Source organism: Saccharothrix coeruleofusca, assembly GCF_014648515.1.
GTDB classification, from domain to species: Bacteria; Actinomycetota; Actinomycetes; order Mycobacteriales; family Pseudonocardiaceae; genus Actinosynnema; species Actinosynnema coeruleofuscum.
Genome location: NZ_BMRG01000011.1, coordinates 26,857 through 46,025 on the forward strand (window position 1 = coordinate 26,857; position 19,169 = coordinate 46,025).

At 71.8% G+C, this 19,169-nt stretch carries 22 protein-coding genes; 9 read left to right on the forward strand and 13 right to left on the reverse strand.

Annotation, left to right across the window (positions count from 1 at the left end; all coding sequences use genetic code 11):
- Positions 1–33 precede the first annotated feature (33 nt).
- The gene (locus tag IEZ00_RS23880) at positions 34–837 is read left to right on the forward strand and encodes an IclR family transcriptional regulator (RefSeq protein WP_189225561.1); all 804 of its coding nucleotides are present in this window, start codon (positions 34–36) and stop codon (positions 835–837) included.
- 127 nt (positions 838–964) lie between these two features.
- Here IEZ00_RS23880 and IEZ00_RS23885 read toward each other — a convergent pair whose 3' ends face one another.
- The 4 genes from IEZ00_RS23885 to IEZ00_RS23900 are packed head-to-tail and all read right to left on the reverse strand — an operon-like array spanning position 965 to position 4,284.
- Positions 965–1,849 (reverse strand): ABC transporter substrate-binding protein, encoded by an 885-nt coding sequence (locus IEZ00_RS23885; protein WP_189225562.1) that lies wholly within the window; start codon positions 1,847–1,849, stop codon positions 965–967.
- Positions 1,846–2,580 carry an ABC transporter permease gene (locus tag IEZ00_RS23890; RefSeq protein WP_189225563.1) on the reverse strand — a complete coding sequence of 245 codons (735 nt, stop codon included), beginning with the start codon at positions 2,578–2,580 and terminating at the stop codon, positions 1,846–1,848. The genes IEZ00_RS23885 and IEZ00_RS23890 overlap by 4 nt, the downstream gene beginning before the upstream one ends.
- On the reverse strand, positions 2,577–3,179 hold the full coding sequence (locus tag IEZ00_RS23895) for an ABC transporter permease (RefSeq protein WP_189225729.1): 603 nt from the start codon (positions 3,177–3,179) through the stop codon (positions 2,577–2,579). The genes IEZ00_RS23890 and IEZ00_RS23895 overlap by 4 nt, the downstream gene beginning before the upstream one ends.
- 49 nt (positions 3,180–3,228) lie before the next feature.
- Positions 3,229–4,284, reverse strand: coding sequence for an ABC transporter ATP-binding protein (locus IEZ00_RS23900; RefSeq protein WP_189225564.1), 1,056 nt, complete (start codon positions 4,282–4,284; stop codon positions 3,229–3,231).
- 202 nt (positions 4,285–4,486) lie between these two features.
- On the opposite strand from IEZ00_RS23900, the gene IEZ00_RS23905 reads away from it, so the two are divergent.
- A complete protein-coding gene (locus tag IEZ00_RS23905; protein WP_189225565.1) occupies positions 4,487–6,055 on the forward strand; it encodes a bis-aminopropyl spermidine synthase family protein in 1,569 nt (522 codons plus the stop codon).
- Here IEZ00_RS23905 and IEZ00_RS23910 read toward each other — a convergent pair.
- The 8 genes from IEZ00_RS23910 to IEZ00_RS23945 all read right to left on the reverse strand — a co-directional run bounded on the left by IEZ00_RS23910 (position 6,050) and on the right by IEZ00_RS23945 (position 14,579).
- Entirely contained in the window at positions 6,050–6,616 is a 567-nt protein-coding gene (locus IEZ00_RS23910; RefSeq protein WP_189225566.1) for a hypothetical protein, read from the reverse strand. The two genes, IEZ00_RS23905 and IEZ00_RS23910, sit on opposite strands and share 6 nt — an antisense overlap.
- Positions 6,613–7,200, reverse strand: coding sequence for a hypothetical protein (locus IEZ00_RS23915; protein WP_189225567.1), 588 nt, complete (start codon positions 7,198–7,200; stop codon positions 6,613–6,615). Before IEZ00_RS23915 ends, IEZ00_RS23910 begins: the two co-directional genes overlap by 4 nt.
- Positions 7,197–7,784: a hypothetical protein gene (locus IEZ00_RS23920; RefSeq protein ID WP_189225568.1), complete on the reverse strand. Its 588-nt coding sequence runs from the start codon at positions 7,782–7,784 to the stop codon at positions 7,197–7,199. The genes IEZ00_RS23915 and IEZ00_RS23920 overlap by 4 nt, the downstream gene beginning before the upstream one ends.
- On the reverse strand, positions 7,781–9,073 hold the full coding sequence (locus IEZ00_RS23925; protein ID WP_189225569.1) for a WXG100 family type VII secretion target: 1,293 nt from the start codon (positions 9,071–9,073) through the stop codon (positions 7,781–7,783). Before IEZ00_RS23925 ends, IEZ00_RS23920 begins: the two co-directional genes overlap by 4 nt.
- On the reverse strand, positions 9,070–9,375 hold the full coding sequence (locus tag IEZ00_RS23930; protein ID WP_189225570.1) for a type VII secretion target: 306 nt from the start codon (positions 9,373–9,375) through the stop codon (positions 9,070–9,072). Before IEZ00_RS23930 ends, IEZ00_RS23925 begins: the two co-directional genes overlap by 4 nt.
- On the reverse strand, positions 9,372–9,926 hold the full coding sequence (locus IEZ00_RS37835) for a YbaB/EbfC family nucleoid-associated protein (RefSeq protein WP_268248836.1): 555 nt from the start codon (positions 9,924–9,926) through the stop codon (positions 9,372–9,374). Before IEZ00_RS37835 ends, IEZ00_RS23930 begins: the two co-directional genes overlap by 4 nt.
- An 84-nt stretch (positions 9,927–10,010) precedes the next feature.
- The gene (locus IEZ00_RS23940; protein ID WP_189225571.1) at positions 10,011–13,178 is read right to left on the reverse strand and encodes a sensor domain-containing protein; all 3,168 of its coding nucleotides are present in this window, start codon (positions 13,176–13,178) and stop codon (positions 10,011–10,013) included.
- Positions 13,179–13,400: 222 nt separating this feature from the next.
- Positions 13,401–14,579: an NAD(P)-dependent malic enzyme gene (locus IEZ00_RS23945; RefSeq protein WP_189225572.1), complete on the reverse strand. Its 1,179-nt coding sequence runs from the start codon at positions 14,577–14,579 to the stop codon at positions 13,401–13,403.
- Between the two features lie 302 nt (positions 14,580–14,881).
- On the opposite strand from IEZ00_RS23945, the gene IEZ00_RS23950 reads away from it, so the two are divergent.
- Positions 14,882–15,472, forward strand: a complete 591-nt coding sequence (locus IEZ00_RS23950) for a dTDP-4-dehydrorhamnose 3,5-epimerase family protein (RefSeq protein WP_189225573.1) — start codon at positions 14,882–14,884, stop codon at positions 15,470–15,472.
- 152 nt (positions 15,473–15,624) lie between these two features.
- Here the strand turns inward: IEZ00_RS23950 and IEZ00_RS23955 are convergent, their stop codons facing one another.
- Positions 15,625–15,918: a S24 family peptidase gene (locus tag IEZ00_RS23955; protein ID WP_189225574.1), complete on the reverse strand. Its 294-nt coding sequence runs from the start codon at positions 15,916–15,918 to the stop codon at positions 15,625–15,627.
- A 77-nt stretch (positions 15,919–15,995) separates the two neighbouring features.
- Between IEZ00_RS23955 and sodN the strand changes: the two genes are divergently transcribed.
- From sodN to IEZ00_RS23985, 6 genes are all read left to right on the forward strand, one after another.
- Positions 15,996–16,415, forward strand: a complete 420-nt coding sequence (sodN, locus tag IEZ00_RS23960) for a superoxide dismutase, Ni (RefSeq protein WP_189225575.1) — start codon at positions 15,996–15,998, stop codon at positions 16,413–16,415.
- 110 nt (positions 16,416–16,525) lie between these two features.
- Positions 16,526–16,768: a tetratricopeptide repeat protein gene (locus IEZ00_RS23965; RefSeq protein ID WP_189225576.1), complete on the forward strand. Its 243-nt coding sequence runs from the start codon at positions 16,526–16,528 to the stop codon at positions 16,766–16,768.
- 146 nt (positions 16,769–16,914) lie between these two features.
- Complete coding sequence (locus IEZ00_RS23970; RefSeq protein ID WP_189225577.1) at positions 16,915–17,229, forward strand: hypothetical protein; 315 nt, start codon at positions 16,915–16,917, stop codon at positions 17,227–17,229.
- Between the two features lie 468 nt (positions 17,230–17,697).
- Entirely contained in the window at positions 17,698–18,105 is a 408-nt protein-coding gene (locus tag IEZ00_RS23975) for a hypothetical protein (protein WP_189225578.1), read from the forward strand.
- 175 nt (positions 18,106–18,280) lie between these two features.
- Positions 18,281–18,736, forward strand: coding sequence for a MarR family winged helix-turn-helix transcriptional regulator (locus tag IEZ00_RS23980; protein ID WP_189225579.1), 456 nt, complete (start codon positions 18,281–18,283; stop codon positions 18,734–18,736).
- Entirely contained in the window at positions 18,733–19,128 is a 396-nt protein-coding gene (locus IEZ00_RS23985) for a DUF5313 family protein (protein ID WP_189225580.1), read from the forward strand. The genes IEZ00_RS23980 and IEZ00_RS23985 overlap by 4 nt, the downstream gene beginning before the upstream one ends.
- The last annotated feature ends 41 nt before the right edge of the window (positions 19,129–19,169 follow it).

Sequence of the window (19,169 nt, forward strand, 5' to 3'; positions counted from 1 at the left end):
GCGCGCGCCCCCGGATTTGTTGACAATGAATTCGTGGGGCGCAGCAGCGACGTGCCGGCGTTGCGCCGGGGACTGGCGGTGCTCAAGCTGCTGGCCAGCCGCCCCGGTCCGCTCTCGGCCGCCGCCGTGGCGCGGGAGCTGTCGCTGCCCCGGTCCACCACCTACCACCTGCTGGCCGAGCTGGCCGAGGCCGGGTTCGCCACGCACTTCCCCGAGGAGCGCCGCTACGGGCTCGGCGTGGCCGCGTTCGAACTGGGGTCGGCCTACCTGCGGCACGACCCGCTGGAGCGGCTGGCGCGTCCGCTGCTGCGGCGGCTGGTGGACCAGGTGGGGCGGACCGCGCAGCTGGGCGTGCTGCACGGGGCCGAGGCGCTGTACCTGGTGCGGGAGCAGCCCCGGCAGCCGCAGACGATCGTGTCCGACGTGGGCGTGCGGCTGCCCGCGCACCTGACCGCGTCGGGCCGGGCGGTGCTGGCACGGCTGCCCGCCGCGCAGGTGCGGGCGCTGTTCCCCGGCCCGGCGGTGTTCGTGGACCGGACCGGGCGCGGACCGCGCGACCTGCCGTCGCTGCGGCGGCTGCTGGCGGTGGAGCGGCGGCGCGGGTGGTCGGTGGAGGACGGCTACGTCACCGCCGGGTTCGCGTCGGTGGCGGCGGCGGCGTTCGACCACGGGCGGCGGCCGATCGCGGCGGTCGCGGTGACCTTCCGGCACGTGTGCGACCGGGAGCCCGCCGGGGAGCGCGCCGGGGAGTGCGGCCTGACCTGGCCCGAGCTGGCCGCCGAGGTGGTGCGGACCGCCGACGCGCTCACCGAGCGCATCGGCGGCCACCGCGCCTGACCGCGCCTGACCGCGCCTGCAAGTACTACCCGTGCCCCCGAGCCGAGCGCATTACTACTACCCGAGTGCCGACGCTCGGGTAGTAGTTACCGGCCCCGTGGGAGGGGTCGGGTAGTACTTGCAGGCGTCAGAGGGAGACGGTCTTGAGGAAGTCGGCGGCCACGTTGGCCACCGTCTCCTTGTCCACGTCCACCCGCTTGACCAGCTCGGCCAGGTTCTGCGTGGTCAGCGCGGCGGAGACCTTGTCCAGCGCCTGCTTGCCCTTGGCGTCCACCGCGTCGGACCGCAGCAGCGGCACGACGTTCTGCGCCGGGTACATGTTCTTCGGGTCCTCCAGCTGCACGAACCCGTTCACCGCGATGTCGGCCTGCGTGGTGTAGAGGTTGGCCACCTGGGCGGTGCCGTTCTTCAGCGCGTCCACGGTGACCGGCCCACCCGCGTCGGTGGTCTTGATCTCCTTGAACGTCACCCCGTAGAGCTCCTTGATCCTGCTCTCCCAGCGCTGCGCCCACTCGCCCGCCGCGCCCAGCACGTACTGCCCGCTGCCCAGGTCGGCGATGGACTTCACGCCGCGCTCGGCGGTCTCCTTGGTGACCACCAGCACGTCCTTGTCCTCGGCGGCGGACTTCTCCAGCACCTCCAGACCGGCGGGCGTCTTGGCCTTCAACGCCGCGTAGACCTCGTCGGCGGTGGAGGTCGTGTTGGTCTTGTCGAAGTAGTTCAGCAGGTTGCCGGTGTACTCCGGCACCACGCCCAACGACTTGTCCTGCAACGCCTTCACGACCAGCTCGCGCGCGCCGATGCCGGACTTCACCGTCACCTTCGCGCCGGTCGCCTTGAGCGCGCCCGCGTAGATCTCGGCGAGGATCTTGTTCTCGGTGAAGTCGGCCGAACCGACCACCACCTCCCCCGAGTCGGCCTGCTGACCACTGCCGCCGAGGTCCTCCGCGGACCCGCACGCGGACAGGACCAGGGCTGCCGCCGCGACCGCGACGGCCAACGTGCGCTTCATGCCGTGCTTCCTCCTGCGTCTGGCTGGGCGGCGGCCGCCGCCAGCTCCACCCCGCGACGCCGGGACCCGGCGGACAACCGCAGCCCCCTCGGCACCACGAGCCTTCCCACACCCGCGAGCAGCGCGTCCAGCAGCACCGCCAGCAGCGCGATGAGCACCGCGCCGCCGACGAACTGCCCGTAGTCCAGCACCCGCAAACCGTCCAGCAGCGGACGTCCCAACGTCTCCACACCCACGTAGGCCGCGACCGACGCGGTCGCCACCACCTGCAACGTCGCGTTGCGCAGCCCGCCCACCAGCAGCGGCAGCGCGTTGGGCACCTCGACCTGCCACAGCCGCTGCGCGCCCGTCATGCCCATGCCGCGCGCGGCGTCCACCACGCCCCGGTCCACGCCCTGCACGCCCGCGTACGCGCCCGCCAGTATCGGCGGGACCGCCAGCACCACCAGCGCGATGAGCACGCCTGCCGGACCACCGCCCATCAGCAGGTACAGGAACGTCACCAGGCCCAGCGTGGGCAGCGCGCGCAGGGCGTTGCTGCCACCCACCAGCAGCACGCCGCCGCGGCCGGTGTGCCCGATGAACAGGCCCAGCGGCACGGCGATGGCGGCGGCGCCGAGCACCGCGCCCAGGCAGTACAGCAGGTGCACGCCGACCCGCACCGGGATCGACCTGCCCCCGCTCCAGTTGACCGGGTCCACCAGCCAGGCGAACGCGTCCGCGAAGATCATGGCTTGCCCACCAGGGTCCACGGGGCGAGGCGGTCGCGCAGCCACACCAGCAGCAGGTCCACCACCAGCGCCAGCAGCAGGGTCAGCACGATGCCGATGACGATCGGGGCCAGGTAGCGCTGCCGGAACCCGTCGGTGAACAGCACGCCGAGGCCGCCGGTGCCGATCAGCGCGCCCACGCTGACCAGGCTGATGTTGCTCACCGAGCCGACCCGCACGCCCGCCGCCAGCACCGGCACCGCCAGCGGCAGCTCCACCGCCAGGAACCGGCGCACCGGCCGGAAGCCCATCGCGGTCGCGGCGGCGGTGACGTGCGCGGGCACCGCGTCCAGCGCGTCGGCCACCGGCCGCACCAGCAGCGCCGTGGTGTAGAGGGTGAGCGCGATGACCACGTTGGCGCTGTCCAGGACCTGCGTGCCGATCACCGCCGGGATGATCGCGAACAGCGCCAGCGACGGGATCGTGTAGAGCACGTTGGCGGTGCCCGCCAGTGCCGCCTTCGCCCACGGCAGCCGGTGCGCCAGCAGCCCGAGCAGCACCGCCAGCACGACCGAGACCACCAGCGGCAGCAGCGACAGGTAGACGTGCTCCAGCAGCATGTCCAGCAGCGCCGCGCGGGTTCCCGCGTCGCTGAGGTAGTCGACCACCTCACCCACGGCGGCCCTCGATCACGTCGAGCACCTGCCGGGCGGTGACCACGCCTGCGAAGCGCCCCTCCCCGTCCACCACCACGCCCAGCCCGGACGGCGAGGACAGCGCCGCGTCCAGCGCGCCGCGCACCGGCGCGCCCAGCTCGTAGAGCGAGCCGCCGGGCACCGGCTCGCCGCCCGCGCCCGGCGCGAGCCAGCCCTGCGGGCGCTTCTCGCCGTCCACCACCAGCCGCCAGCCGTCGGCGGGCTCGACCGCGGCGCCCTCGACCACCGTCGGCACGTCGCCGACCCGCACGCCCACCGGGTCCACGAAGGACAGGCCCCGGTAGCCGCGGTCCTTGCCGACGAACCCCGCCACGAAGTAGTCCGCCGGGCGGGACAGCACCTCGGCGGGCGGCGCGTACTGGGCCAGCACGCCGCCCTCGCGGAACACCGCCACCTTCTCGCCGATCCGCACCGCCTCGTCGATGTCGTGCGTGACGAACACGATCGTCTTGTCCAGCTCCGCCTGCAGCCGCAGCAGCTCGTCCTGCAAGCCCTCCCGGACCACCGGGTCGACCGCGCTGAACGGCTCGTCCATCAGCAGCACCGGCGGGTCCGCGGCCAGCGCCCGCGCCACGCCCACCCGCTGCTGCTGGCCGCCGGAGAGCTGCACCGGGTAGCGCTTGCCCAGCTCGGCGGGCAGGCCCACCAGCTCCAGCAGCTCCGCGGCGCGGGCGCGGGCCGCGCGGCGCGTCCAGCCCGACAGCAGCGGCACGGTGGCCACGTTGTCCAGCACCGTGCGGTGCGGGAACAGGCCCGCCTGCTGGATGACGTAGCCGATGCCCCGGCGCAGCGTCGGCGGGTCCACGCCGCGCACGTCCCGGCCGTCCACCAGCACCGTGCCGGAGGTGGCCTCGACCATCCGGTTCACCATGCGCAGCGACGTGGTCTTGCCGCAGCCCGAAGGCCCGACGAACACCGTGATGGTGCCCGCCTCTACGACGAGGTCGAGGCCGTCGACCGCGACGGTGCCGTCGTCGAACCGCTTGGTGACGTCGCGGAACTCGATCACCCGAGGTCCTCCCTGGGCAGCTGGTGCGGGCGTCGATCGACCCTAGTCCGTTCCCCCGTTCGCGGCACGGAGTTCCACGGGTTGATCGCTGTGCTGGATTGCCGCTGCTCCGCGGACGGCGGCTCGGCCGCCGGGAAGTCGGGGCGGGCCGACCGGTGTCCGAATGCGTCCCGGCCGGGGCACCGCCTAGGCTGTTTCGCTTGTGGCAGCTCATGAGCCGATCGACCGCGTGCGCACCCTGCTGGCCCAGCGCGGGGCGCACGCGCGCAAGCTGCGCCGCGTGCTGACCCTGCTGGCGGAGGACTGGCACACCCTGGCCGAGCTGGTGCGGCTGCCCGCGGTGCCCCGCCGCACCGTGCAGGAGCTGCTCACCGCGGTGCAGGACGACCTGGAGACCAGCGGCGACCGGTTCCGCCTCGCCCCGGCCCGCGCCGCCGACTACGCGCCGCTGACCGTCGCCGAGCCGCTGGTGGACCCGCTGGACGCGCTGGCCGCCCGGCACACCGAGCACCTGCGCTCGGTGCTGGCCGACATCGCCGAGGTGCCCGCGCCGCTGGCCGCGCTGGACCACGTGCAGGCCACCGCCGAGACCGCGCTGAAGCGGGCGCTGTGGCTGGACACCACCTACGACCTGGCGGGCCGCACCCTGCTGTGCCTGGGCGACCACGACCTGACGTCGCTGGCGGTGGCCGCGGTCAACCCGGAGGTCGAGGTCGTCGTGGTGGACGTGGACGACCGGCTGCTGGAGTTCATCTCGACCCGCGCGGACGCCCGCGGCCTGCCCGTGCGCACCCTGCACGCGGACTTCCGCTTCGGCCTGCCGCCCGCCGTGCTGGAGACGGCGGACCTGGTGTTCAGCGACCCGCCCTACACCGCGGAGGGCATGGCGCTGTTCGCGGGCCGGGCGGTGGAGTGCCTGGCCGACACCGGCAAGGGCCGGGTGCTGCTGGCGTACGGGTTCAGCGACCGCACGCCCGCGCTGGGCCTGAAGGTGCAGCAGGAGCTGCAGCGGCTGGGGCTGGTGTTCGAGGCGATCCTGCCCGCGTTCCACCGGTTCGACGGGGCGCAGGCGATCGGCAGCGCCGCGGACCTCTACGTGTGCAGGCCGACCTCCCGGCGCTCGGCCGCCACCCCGCGCACCGCGATCTACACCCACGGCCCGCAGTCGGTCGAGACCTCCGGTCCCAGCCGGGAAGCCCTGGAAGCGCTGGTGGAACTGGCCCCGCGCCCGGAGTCGTCCCCGCCGCCGAAGCCCCGCGCGCCGGGCTGGGCCGAGCCGATCGGCCGCGGCGCGGCGTCGCTGGCCGTGGACCTGACCGGCGATCCCGGACCGTGGCTGCTGCGCACCCTGCTGGCGTGCTCGCCGGGGCGGATGGCGGCGCTGGTGCCCAACAACCACCCCGACGTGGCCTCGGAGAAGGGGCAGCGCGCGCTGTCGTCGTTGGTGGGCACCAGGTTCGCGCTGCGCTACCTGCGGTCCACGCCGGACGGCAAGCACTGCGTCGTGGTCGCCGACCAGGTGCTGGCCGGGACGCTGGACGTGGGCGGGCTGGCGGTGCGCGAGGTGCTCATGCGGGCGCACGGCAAGCTGGGCAACGTGTGGCGCGAGGCGCTGGTGACCGCGACGCGCGGGGCGCTGACCAAGCGCGAGGCGCGGGAGCGGATCGCCGAGCAGGTCGGCGAGGACGAGGACCTGGAGCTGAGGCTGATCGACCTGCCCCGGCACCGGATCGCCGCCCTCCTGCCGCTCATCCGCGCATCGGCGTCATAGGAACCGCCGCTTCAGCGCGGTCGCGGGCTTGCGCGTCAGGCGGGGCAGCACGATCACGTGCCCCAGGGCCAGCACCGCGCCCAGCGCCACCGACCACGCCCGCAGCGGTGAGACGTCGTCGGGCCGAGCCGGACCGAGCACGCGCGTGCGGTCCACCACCAGCGTGGTCACCTCCGGGAGGTAGCCGTCCCTGACCACCACGTCCAGCGTGCGATCGCCGCACCGGACCTGGTGGCTGTAGAACGCCGAGCCGGACCGGGACGAGTCGCGGGAGCGCGACAGCACCGCGCAGTCCTGGCTGCTGCCGAACGCGGCCATCCACAACGACGGAGCGCCGTAGAGGGACGCCATCGCCAGCGCTATGCCGACGACGATGGTGCCCACGGCCGCGTTGCTCTTGGGGCGCAGCCTGGTGGTCGCACGAGCGGCGGCGACCAAGGCCCCTACGGCTACGACGATGCCCGTGACTCCCCAGCCGCTCTGGAGCCCGAAGAGCAGGCCGACGCCCAGCAGCGCCAGTTGGGCGGCCACCAGCACGGCCACCCACAGCGGTCGGCTCACAGGAATTCCTTCTCGATCTTCCGCCGCCGCGTGTCCACGGGCGGCCGGGTGACGCAGAACGCGACGAAGAGCAAGGCGAACAACGTCGTGCCCGCCACGGTCCAAGGCGCCACCGGGGTGACGTCCGAGGGCCGCACCGGTCGCAGCGGACCGGTGCGGTCGACGACGATCGACGTGCTCGCGCCGACCTTCCCGATCGGCTCCGAGGTCGAGCTCAACGGCTGGTAGTCGAACCTCCGACCACCGCAGTCGACCACGGAGACGCTGTAGGACGGGGCCGTGCGCTGCTTGACGGCGCGCTTGTCGACCACCTGGCACGAGGTTAGCACCTCGCCGTTGAACACCATCCACGCAGGCGCGGCGTGCTGAATCCCGACGATCATGCTCACGCAGGAGATCACGAACGCCACAGCCCCGAGGGCAGGCCGCTTGGTGAGCAGGCCCACCACGACCGGGAACCCGAGCATCCCGCCGAACAGCACGGGCGGCCCGACGGGGTTGTCGGAGTTGTAGAGCAGCCCCCCAACCGGTGTCGCCAGCGCGCACAGCACCGCCAATGCGGCTGAGCACGACCTCCGACTCACAGGAATTCCTGTTCCACCTTCGGTTTCCCGGGCTCGGCAGGCCAGGTGGCGCAGAAGGCGATGAAGAGCAACCCCAGCAACGCCACGCCCGGCAGCGCCCACGCGCCGGTCGTGGTGAGGTCGGACGGCCGCACCGGGTTGATCAAACCGGTGCGGTCGAACACCAACGAGGTCCGCTCCCCCACGTCACCGATGTACTCCGACGCCGACTGGTACGGCTTGTACGAAACGACCCGATCACCACACCTGACCTTGGAAACGTCGTAAGACGGAGCCCGATCCCTCTCGACCTCCCACTCGTCGATCACCTGGCAATCGGTCCGCACCTCACCGAACACCGACATCCACAACGGTTGGGTGAACACGGCCGACACACCGATCGACGCGATCGTCATGAGGAGCCAGCCGAGGCAGGCCACCGGGCTCGACCACAGCTTGAGCACCCCGAGGAACAGCGCGACCAGCGCCATGCCGAGTGTGACCATCGCGAGCCAGTCCGCCGACCCCGCTGCCTTCAGCAACGGCGAGGCCATTCCGGCGAACAGCCCCACAACGGCCACCGTCACGCGCCACGGCTTCTTCACTCGTCCAGGTATCCCGTCTGCCGCTTGAAGGCCCGCTGTTGCTCCTTCTTGACGCCCTGCATCTCCAACTCGTCCTGCTTGGACGTCTCCCGGAGGACGTCCGCACCCATCTTGACCTGGAACCCGCCACCCATGACGTCGGGAACCGAGTGCGGTGAGACGTGCTGTCCGCGCTGCAGCGGCTTGAACGGCGCGTAGGCGTCGGTGGCGTTCCTCATCGACTGGGGGCCGCCTCCGATGTTCTCCGTGGCGCGGTTCCAGGTGTCGCCCGCGTTCCGGTAGCGGCCGGGCGCGCCCGCCAGATCGCGCCCGGTCTCGCGGAACTTGGTGCCCACGTCACCGAGCGAGGGTCGGGCGTTGCCCCAGTCCTCCACGCGCTTGCCCGCGTTCTCCAAGCCCTGGAACCGGGGCGCGCCGGGCGCGTCCACCGCTCGGGCCGCCGCGGTGCTGGTGGTGCCGCCCGCCGCTGCACCGCCACGGCCGAAGCGGGCCAAGCCCTTGAGCATGTCGCCGACCTTGCCGAACAGACCCTTGAGCTTGCTCAGGATCTTCATGATCGCGCGCAGGAGCTTGGCGAGCTGCTGGGTGATCTTGCCCAGCACCACCGCGCCACGGCCGACCGCCCAGGCGGCGAACGCGGCCATCGAAGTGCCCAGGCTCACCACGGAGGACGCCAGGGCTATCACCGCGTTGCGGATGACCTCCCAGACGAACATGGCGATCAGGTCGCGGATCATGCCCCGGATCGCGGCGGTGATCGTGCCCGCCGTGGCGACCTGCTCGGCGACGCTCACGCACACCTTGCTCATCGCGGCGATCTCCTGCGCGAGCTGCCCCTGGCTGGCCCTGAACGCCTCGGCGGCCTGCTGCTCCCAGGAAGCGGCCTGGGCTTTCACCGCGTCGTGCTGCTGCTGGGCGATCTGGTCCAGCGAAGTGGCGACCTCGTTCCAGGTGCCCACCGCGTGCTCGATCTTGTCACCGTTGCCCGCGAGCCAGTCCAGCGGCTCGCGCAGGAAGCTGACGTGCTCGATCAGCCAGCCGATGCCCGCTGTGGCCAGTGCGCCCAACGGGTCCACAGCCACACCGAAGCCGTCCAGGAGCATGGCAGCGGCGTTCATGCCGAACTCGGCGTAGTCGCCTTCCTCGATCATCCGATCGGAGGAGTCGATGACCTGCGCGACCGACTCCGTCACCCCGCCGCCCGCGAAGTTGTCCGGGTCAGTCCAGCCTGGCGGCTCCTCGCCCGCCTTCTGCTCGGCGAACCCGGTCCAGAACCCGTCGCCGCTCATCCCGCACCCCCGCCGAAGCGCTGCTCGTTGCCCGTCTCTGTGTTCTGGTACTCCGTCGCGGTGGCCTTGGTGGTCGCCGCGGCCTCCCCCACGGCGGCGGCCAGCTCGCGGATGCCGTCGGCGGTCTGCCGGGCGAACTCCTCGGCCCCGTCGGCGAAGAACTGCAACAGCACGCCGAAGGTCTCGCCGCCGAGGTTCACCCCGTCGGCCTTGCTCGCGGCGGCTTCCAGCGCGTCCTGCCTGCCGAGCTGGTCGTCCGCGAACTTGTGCAGCTGCTCGGCCTGAACCTCGAACCCGGTCATCGCAGCACCGGTCCGAAGCCGTCCTCGTCGTCCGGGTCCGCCGCGTGGCGGGGCCGCGACGGCGGCGGGGGCGGGGCGGGCGCGGGCGGCACCGGGCGGGACGGCGGCGGGGGCGGGGCGGGCGCGGGCGGCACCGGGCGGGACGGCGGAGCGTCCCACGCCGCCTGCCGCAACACGCTGCCCTCCTCGGCGGGCGGCGGGGGCGGCGGTTCCTCGGCCTTCGGGATGAAGCTGTTCAGGAAGTCCATCGCCGCCGTGCCGCCGAACTGCGGCTCGACCACCGCCGCGACCTGCTGCGCCGCCTGCACCTGCGCGCGCTGCACGGTCGCCATCACGGCCTGCCCCAGCTGCACGTGCGACAGCTCCGCCGCGCGCGGCGAGAACTCGATGTGCTGCAACGCCCCGTTCGGCGCGACCGTGACCGTCACCGCGCCGTCGGGCGAGCGCACCGTGGCCGCCGCGTGCTGGATCTGCTGCTGCATCTCCTGCGACCGCCGCGCCAGGTCCTGCGCCCTCGCCTCCAGGTCGGCGATCATCCGTTCCGGTTCCACCCCTGTGCCCTCCCGAGCTGCCTGCGAGGTCACCTTGGACGTGCCCGCGACACGTGCCGGTTCCGCGACGGGGAGTATTCCGGGTCAGCCCGCCCTGGGCGCGCGCAGCGGCCCCAGCGCCAGCGCGGCGCGGAACTCCTTGGGCGGCACCGGCCGGGAGAACAGCCAGCCCTGGTAGGCGTCCACGCCGATGTCGCGCAGCACCTGGAACTGGGCCTCGGTCTCCACGCCCTCGGCCACGCACTTGCGGCCCATCGCCCGCGCCATGTCCACCACGGCCTTGGCCACCGCGAAGTCCGAGGAGTCGTGGTCCACTCCGGAGACGAACCTGCGGTCCACCTTGATGATCTGCGCGGGCAGGTCCTTGAGCCGGGCCAGCGACGAGTAGCCGGTGCCGAAGTCGTCCACGGCGAACCGCACGCCCCGGTCGACCAGCTCGGCCATCGACTGCCGCACCCGCGAGGGCAGGTCGACCAGCGCGGTCTCCACCAGCTCCAGCACCACCCGGTTCCACGGGATGCCCGACTCGGCGATGGCGGTGGCCACCGTGTCGACGAACTCCGGGTCACCGGGCACCAGGCCCGCCAGGTTCACCGCCACGGCCACCGGCTCGGGCCAGGTCACCGCCTCCCGCAGCGCGGTGCGCAGCACCCACCGGTCCAGCTCGCGCAGCAGGTCGCCCTGCTCGGCCACGGGCAGGAAGACGTCCGGCGGCAGCAGCCCCCGGTCCGGGTGCGGCCAGCGCACCAGCGCCTCGGCGGTCAGCACCGACCCGTCCTCGCCCACCACCGGCTGGTAGTGCAGGGCCAGCCCGTCGTGGGCCAGCGCGTCGCGCAACTGCCCCTCCAGGTGCACCTGCCGGTCGGCGGAGGCGATCAGCGCCGCGGAGGCCAGCGACACCCGGCCCGCGCCCGCGCGCTTGGCCTCGAACATCGCCGCGTCGGCGAAGCGCAGCAGGTCCGCGCCGGTGGCGCGGGAGCCGTTGGGCACCGCCGCGCCGATCGACGCCGACACCCGCACCAGCTGCCCGTGCACCGGCACCGCCGTGCGCAGCAGCCCGGCGACCTTGACGGCCAGCGCGTCCACCCCGCCCACCAGGTCGGTGTTCTCGCAGATGATCACGTACTCGTCGCCGGAGAGCCGGGCCGCGGTGCAGCCCTCGGGCAGCCCGCCCTCCAGCCGCCGGGCCAGCGCCACCAGCAGCTCATCGCCCGCGTCGTGGCCCAGCGAGTCGTTGACCCGCTTGAAGTTGTCGATGTCGCAGAACAGCACGGCCACCTTGGACCGGTTCTCCGACTCCAGCAGGTCGCCCAGCAGCTCCTTGACCAGCGCCCGGTTGGGCAGGCCGGTCAGCTCGTCGTGGGTGGCCTGGTGGCGCAGCGCCTCGGCGGCGCGGCGGCGCTCGGTGATGTCCTGGAACGCGATCAGCCAGAACCGGCGCCCGTCGTCCTGCACCGACAGCGAGATGTGCAGCTCGCAGTACACCCGCTCGCCGTCCGGCCGGACCAGGATGCGCTGCGGGACCTTGTGCGCCCGGTCCGCGCCGAACGCGGTCATCCTGCTCACCGACCGCAGCCGGTCCTCGTTGTCGTCGGGGTCGGTCAGCTGCTCGGCGGTCATCCCGCGCAGCTGCTCCAGGTCCATGCCCAGCAGCTTGCACAGCGCGTCGTTGGCGTCGACCAGCCGCTCGGACTCGTCGAACAGGCCGACGCCCACCGGGGTGAGCGAGACCAGGTCGGCGAAGCGCTGGCTGGACCGCTGCACCCGCGTCTCGGCGGCGCGCTGCTCGGTCACGTCCTGCGCGGTGCCCACCGCCAGCCGCCTGCCGTCCGGGTTCTTGAGCAGCACGCCGTTGCAGCGGAACACGCGCACCGAACCGTCCCGGCGCACCAGGCGGTGCTCGCACTCCACCGGGTCGCCGCCGTCGGCCAGCTGCCGCCACAGGTCGTCGACCCAGGCCCGGTCCTCCGGGTGCACCAGGTCCAGGTAGGTCCGGTAGCTGGTGCGCTCCTCGCGGGGGACGCCGAACAGGTCGACCAGCATCCCCGACCAGACCACCTCGCCGGTGTCCAGGTTCCACTCCCACACGCCCAGCCGGGCGGCGCGCTGGGCGTCGGCCAGCCGCCGCCGGTCGTCGCGCAGCTGGCGCTCCAGCGCCCGCGCCTCGGTGACGTCCTGGACGGTGCCGTGCAGCCGGGTGACCCGGTCACCGGGTTCCAGCTCGGCCCGCGCCCGGCAGATGTAGACGCGCTCGCCCCGCTCGCTGCGCACCTCGGCTTCGAAGGTGCGGTCGTCCTCGGCGTTCAGCAGCTTGCGCCGCAGGTCCTCCAGCACCGGGCGGTCGTCCGGGTGCACGCCCCGCATCAGGTCCGCGTCGGCGGTGAGGCCCAGGTCCTCGTACATCTCCAGGAGGACTTCGCTGCGGTGCACCACGCGGGTGGCGACCTCGTAGCTCCAGCTGCCCATCCGCGCGATGCGCTGGGCCTCCAGCAGCCGGACCCGCTCGGTGGCCAGCGCGCGGTCGGCCTTCCACTGGTCGGTGATGTCGCGGATGTAGCCGGTGATGAGCTGGGTGCGGCCGTCCGCGCGCAGCTTGGCCTCGGCGACCCCCTGTATCCAGCGCAGCTCGCCGTCGGGGCGGATGATCCGGTAGACGATGTCTATCGGCGCGCCGGACAGCTCCCGGTTGGCCCAGTAGCCCGCGACCATCTCGTAGTCGTCCGGGTGCACCACGTCCAGCACGGCCTGCGCGCCCGGCGTCACCGAACCCGGCCTCAGGCCCAGCAGCTCGTAGTGGGTCTCCGACCAGACCGTGGCGCCGGTGGCCGGGTCGTACTCCCAGGAGCCGATCGCGGCGACCCGCTGGACGGCGCGCAGCCTGCGCTGCTCGTCGCGCAGCTCGTCGGCGGCCCTGGCCAGGTCGGACACGTCGACCAGGAGCACGGTGCGCAGGCCGGTGCCCGCGACCGGGGCGAGCGCCGCCCGGACCGGCACCTCGACGCCGTCGGCGCGGCGCAGCCGCAGGTCGGCGGCGTCGCCGACGAGCAGCTCGGCCAGTCCGCGGCCCGCCAGGTCCTCGGGGGAGGCGTAACCGGCCAGCACCGCCGCGGCGGCGTTGGCGCGCACGACCACGTCACGGGGGTCGCACAGCAGCGAGGGGGCGTCCGGCAGGCCGCTCCGGCCCAGGTCGGCGGAGCGCTCGGGGCGCGCGGTGGCCAGCGCCACCGGATCGCGTCCAACCCGCTTGGGCACGGTCCCACCTTCCCGTGTCTACCGCAGGGATGACCGGCCCGAGCGCCCGTGCACGTCGTCCCTCTCCACCGAGCATATGCACCCGGAGGAGAGGGACGCTATCGCTTCGGAGCGTTATCGCCCACCCCTCAACGGACTAACGATTCGCCTCGATCGGGGATTCGTTATTCCATGATGAGAACGGACTGACACGGCCAGAGCTCTCCCAACTCCGACAGGGGATCAGGCTACTCCGTCCTGGCGCGCTGCCAAGGCCACCGCGGCGGCGACTTCCGGCCCGACCCTCGGGTCCAGGGCGCTGGGCACGATCCGGTCGGCGGCCAGGTCGTCCGCGGCGACCGCGGCGATGGCGTCCGCGGCGGCCAGCTTCATGCCCTCGGTGATGCGCCTGGCGCCCGCGTCCAGCGCGCCCCGGAAGATGCCGGGGAAGGCCAGCACGTTGTTGATCTGGTTGGGGAAGTCGCTGCGGCCGGTGGCCACGATGGCGGCGTGCCTGCCCGCCACCTCCGGGTGCACCTCCGGGTCGGGGTTGGACAGCGCGAACACCACCGAGTCCGGCGCCATGCCCGCGATCAGCTCCTCGGGCACCTGGGCGGAGGAGACGCCCACGAACACGTCCGCGCCGCGCAGCGCCTCGGCGATCCCGCCGCGCAGCCCGCTGGCGTTGGTGACCAGCGCCAACTCCTCCTTGACCGGGTTGAGCCCGGCCCGGCCCGCGTGCACGATGCCGCGCGAGTCGACCACGGTGACCTCGCCGACGCCCGCCGCCACCAGGATCTTCGCGCAGGCCACGCCCGCCGCGCCCGCGCCGGAGACGACCACGCGCTGGTCGGCGGCGGACTTGCCGAGCACCGCGTTGGCGCCGCGCAGCGCGGCCAGCACCACCACCGCCGTGCCGTGCTGGTCGTCGTGCATGACCGGCACGTCCAGCGCCTCGACCAGCCGGGCCTCCAGCTCGAAGCAGCGCGGCGCGGCCACGTCCTCCAGGTTGACCGCGCCGAACGAGGGGCGCAGCCGCACCAGCGTCTCGACGATCTCGTCCACGTCGGTGGTGTCCAGCACCAGCGGGATGGCGTCGAGCCCGCCGAAGGTCTTGAACAGCGCCGCCTTGCCCTCCATGACCGGCAGCGACGCGCGCGGGCCGATGTCGCCCAGCCCCAGCACCGCGGTGCCGTCGCTGACCACCGCCACCAGGCGGTGCGCCCAGGTGTACCGGGCCGCCAGCGCGGCGTCCTCGGCGATGGCCCGGCTGACCTTGGCCACGCCGGGGGTGTAGGCGATCGACAGCGCCCTGGGCCCGTCGAGCGAGGTGGTCACGCCCAGGTCGAGCTTGCCGCCCTCGTGGGCGGTGAAGATCTCCTCGTCGGTGGGCTGGGTGGTGGGTTCGTTCAGAGCGGTCACGGGAGTCCTCCTGCGGTGCGCGTCCCTCGGCGCACCGCACCGGCGTTGTCACGCGGATCTGCGGGGCCTGACGATGCGGAACGGGCACGTCCCGCGTCGAGTTGCGACGCCCGGAACGGCCCGTGAACGGCGGTGTGGGATCAAGTGTGACAGCGTTCGGAAATGCTGTCTGCGGCGAGGATCACACCATTGTGGCAGGTCAGAGGCGGTTTTCACAGAACGTACGTCCGGTTTTCTGGACCGGCCGGTCAGTTTCCGCAGGCAGGATCGGTCAAGAAACGGCGCGCTCTACGCTGACCGTCATGCAGGCACGCGAGTTGAAAATTTCCGGCGCCTTCGAGTTCACCCCATCGGTCTTCCCGGACGACCGGGGGCTGTTCGTGGCACCCTTCCAGGAGGAGCCCTTCCGACGCGCCGTCGGGCACGGCCTGCGCGTCGCGCAGACCAACCACAGTGAGTCGCGCCGCGGCGTCGTGCGCGGCGTGCACTACGCGGACGTGCCGCCGGGACAGGCCAAGTACGTGCACTGCCCGCGCGGCAAGCTGCTCGACGTGGTGGTGGACCTGCGCGTCGGCTCCCCCACCTTCGGCCAGTGGGACACCGTGGTCCTGGAGCCCGCGAAGTTCAACTCGGTGTACGTGCCGGAGGGCCTGGGGCACGCGCTGATGGCCCTGGAGGACGGCACCATCACCTCCTACCTGTGCTCGGAGGGGTTCAACCCGAAAGCCGAGCGCGGCATCAACCCGCTGAGCCTCGACCTGCCCTGGCCCGCCGACATCACGCCGATCCTGTCGCTGAAGGACCAGGAGGCGCCCACCCTGGAGCAGGCGCAGGCCGACGGCCTGCTGCCCTCCTACGAGGAGTGCACCGCCTGGTACGCCAAATTGCAGTGACATGGCCCCGGCTCCGCCGGGGCGGCGAGGCCGCCCGGAAGGCGGCCCATCGGCACGCGTTTCGCGGACGATCGAAAAGCGCGATCGCCCGCGAAAGGCATCCCGACAGGCCGACGCGGCCTCGCGTGGTGGTCGAGCGGCAGGGCAGCTGATCAGGCCAACCGTCGCGGCCTCGGCCACAGCCGGAAGCGGATCACCCCCAGCACCAGCGCGGGCCCCAGCTCCCGCGAGTCGGTCGAGCCGAACGGGTTGTCCCCTTCGACGTGCCACCCGTCGCCCTCGGCCCGCACGGCCCGCTTGACCGACAGCTGCGCGGGCCTGCTGGGCCAGCGCACGAGCACCACGTCGCGCGGCGCGGGCGGGCGCTCGTAGTCCACCCAGACGACGTCACCGGTCTTGAGCGTCGGGGACATCGACGGCCCGATCACCCGCACCAAGTTGTTCACGATCACCTCCGACTGCTCCCGCCGAGGCCCGGGGGTAGGGTTCGGCCTGTCGGAGCATCCACTGTCAGGGAGGAACGATGCGACTTCTGTCGCGCATCCGAGAACTCCGCCGCCCGCTCCTGGAGGCCACCGCGCACTGCGACCTCCCGTGCGGTGTGTACGACCCGGCCCAGGCCCGGATCGAGGCGGAGTCGGTCAAGGCGATCCAGGAGAAGTACCAGGCGAACGAGGACCCGGAGTTCCGGGAGCGCGCGGTGCTGATCAAGGAGCAGCGCAGCGACCTGGTCAAGCACCACCTGTGGGTGCTGTGGACCGACTACTTCAAGCCGCCGCACTTCGAGAAGTACCCGGAGCTGCACGACCTGTTCAACCGCGCCACCAAGGCCGCGGGCGCGTCCGGCACCAAGGGCTCCATGGACCCCGCCAAGGGGCAGGAGCTGCTCGACCTGATCGCCCAGATCGACAAGATCTTCTGGGAGACCAAGCAGGCCGCCTGATCGCCTGCCAAGACGCGGCGCTGGCCGGCGGAGATCTCTCCGTCGGCCAGCGCCGTTTCGCGTCCTGGTTCGCCCGCCTCACTGGTTCCGCAAATCTGCGGCGTGTCACCTTGGTCGTTCAGAAGGAGCCGGACGCCTTCCTGCCCGACCTCGCCATGAGCCTCAACAACCAATCCAACCGCTTGGCTGCACTCGGACAACGCGAGAAAGCACTGGAAGCGATCACCGAAGCCGTCACCATCCGCAAACAACTCTCCCAAGTCCGACCTTCAGTGCACGAGCCTGAACTCAGAAAGTCACTGCAAGTTCTCTCCTGGCTCTACAAAGAAAATAACAGCGGTGATCACAGCTAGAGGCTAACCAGCCGAATATTCACCCCATTTGGCTGGACACCCCAGGAGGAGCATCTCAATCCTGGAACGTAGCTCCTTCCGGTGATGAACAAGCACCGAAGCGCGTCTTGCTAAGCGGCGTGCTCCATGCCGCGTACTTTGAGCGCATGGAGACGAAGCACGTCACCGTGCCCCTTGAAGAGGCGGAGCAAGCCGCATTGTCGGCCTTCGCGGACCCTCAGCGCGCCGAACACGCAGCGCTGGAAGCATGGGCTGCCGAGCGCGGATTGGCCATGCGCTCATCGGAGGCGGATGTAGTCCGCACCCTGCTGTGCGCAGGAATCGATGCGCTCCAGAAGAAGACATTGGAACGGGGATACGCACACCTTGCCGAGGCGCAACGCGCAGGCGAGGGCAGGCATGTCGAACGCAGCACCAGGAAGGCCCGCCAAGCTCAGCGCGATCAGAGGATGCCCGCGTGACGGTTCCTCCCGACGAGCCCAGGTCTACTCGACAGCTTTGGAGCACGGCGAGAAGCCCAGGTTGGGGGATCAGCAACAACCAGCGGAATGGAACCTGGACACCATCGTGAGCATGGAGCACCACAACGGACCGCTAACCGGGAGCTCCTAGCCGTGGTGCCGCTGACCTCCGCCGACCTGCTTGTTGACTTCTCGTCCTCGCCGACGATCTCGAACAGCTCTACGGGGACGACCGGTCCTGCGGGGTGCTCAGCCCGCGCACACTCACCGCCGTTAACGACGCCCTGAAAGCGGCGCTTCCACGGGAGCGCGGCACGACCGACATCCGTCCGCGGATCACCCGTCCGAGTGATCAAGTAGTGGTGGTGGCGAGCCGACAACCTCTGCATCGACACGTTGCCCGACCAGGCCCGCTCGGTGCCGTCCAGGGTGAGCTACCGGCAGTCACGTGGAGCAGGGGAGGCGCACGTGGGGGACACCTTGGCGCCGATCGATGAACAGCTTGCCCTCCACGCGCACGAGGACATTCAGTCGCCCGCCCCGTCGCTCGGATCAGTGTGCGGTCAGTTGTACCCGTACAACGGCCACCAGCGCACGGCCGCGCTGCGCGACCGCCGAACCGGCAAGGTCGTCGCGCTGCACTTCCCGGCCGCGCTGGCCGCCACCGTTCGGCAAGCGCTCGGCAAGGAGGTCGAGACGTGGGGGCGGCTCACCCGGAATGTCCACGACCAGGTCGAATCGATCTCGGTGGAAGGACTCGCCGTGTTCGAGACCTCCGCACCGGGGATCGCGCTGGATGACGTAATCGGCGTTCTCGGCCCGGATTGGACAGAAGGCGTGGACTCGGCGGAGTGGATCGGACGACAGCGCGGCTGAGCCACCCCTGCCTCTTTCGTGCTCGCGAAGGTCGTGGGCTCCGCGAGGTCCGGTGCGGCGTCGCACCAGGCGGCCACCTGGGGCCCGAACTTGGCTGTCAGTCGTGCGGTGAGGTCGTTCACGGCCGAAACCTGCGAAGTCGGGCAACCGAGTTGATCAGGTAGTGTGTGCACTAATGGTTAGCCCACAAAGTATCGACGACCCGCTGTCCCTGGAGCAGCAGGTCTGCTTCGCGCTCTCGGTCGCGTCCAGGAACGTGGTCGCGCTCTACCGACCGCTGCTCGAACCCATGGGGCTCACCCACCCCCAGTACCTGGTGATGCTCGCCCTGTGGCAGCACGCCCCGCTGTCGGTCAAGGACCTGTCGGGCCTGCTGGCGCTGGAACCGGCCACGCTGTCGCCGCTGCTCAAGCGACTGGAGGCGGTCGGCTACCTGCGCCGTGAGCGGGCGGCGGGTGACGAGCGGCAGCTCGCGGTCACGCTGACCGACGAGGGCGCGGCGCTGCGCGAGCGCGCGTTGGAGATCCCGCCCGCCGTGGTGGCGCGGCTGGGGATGCCGCTGGAGGAGCTGATGGGCCTGCACGCGGCACTGACCAGGGTCATCGAAGCGACGAAGAGGAGCCGGTCATGAGCACGCCCCCGCTGCCGCTGCGGTTCTGGTACCTGCTCGGCGGCAGGCTGCCCGGCCGGTACCGCGAGTGGGTCTTCCAGCAGGCGACCAAGCCGAGCTGGCTGGCGTGGTTCGCGGTGCGCTCGTTCCTGCAGGTGCTGCCGCTGACCGTGGTGATCACGCTGGTCCTGGTCTGGGTGGCGGGTTCGCCGGTGCCGCTGGCCATCGCGTGCGGGTCGCTGGGGCTGATCGTCGGCGTGTACTTCTCGCTGTCCTACGCCAGCGAGAGCACCGACCACCGGATGACCAAGTACGGCTACCCGGCCAACAGCGCCAGCGAGGCGCGCAAGGCCCGCAACAGCGTGCGGGACCAGGAGCGGCGGCAGCGCTACGAGCAGACCTGGCGCAGCTGAGGCCTGCTCCGGGGGCGACGCGGCGCGAAGGACGCGGCGCG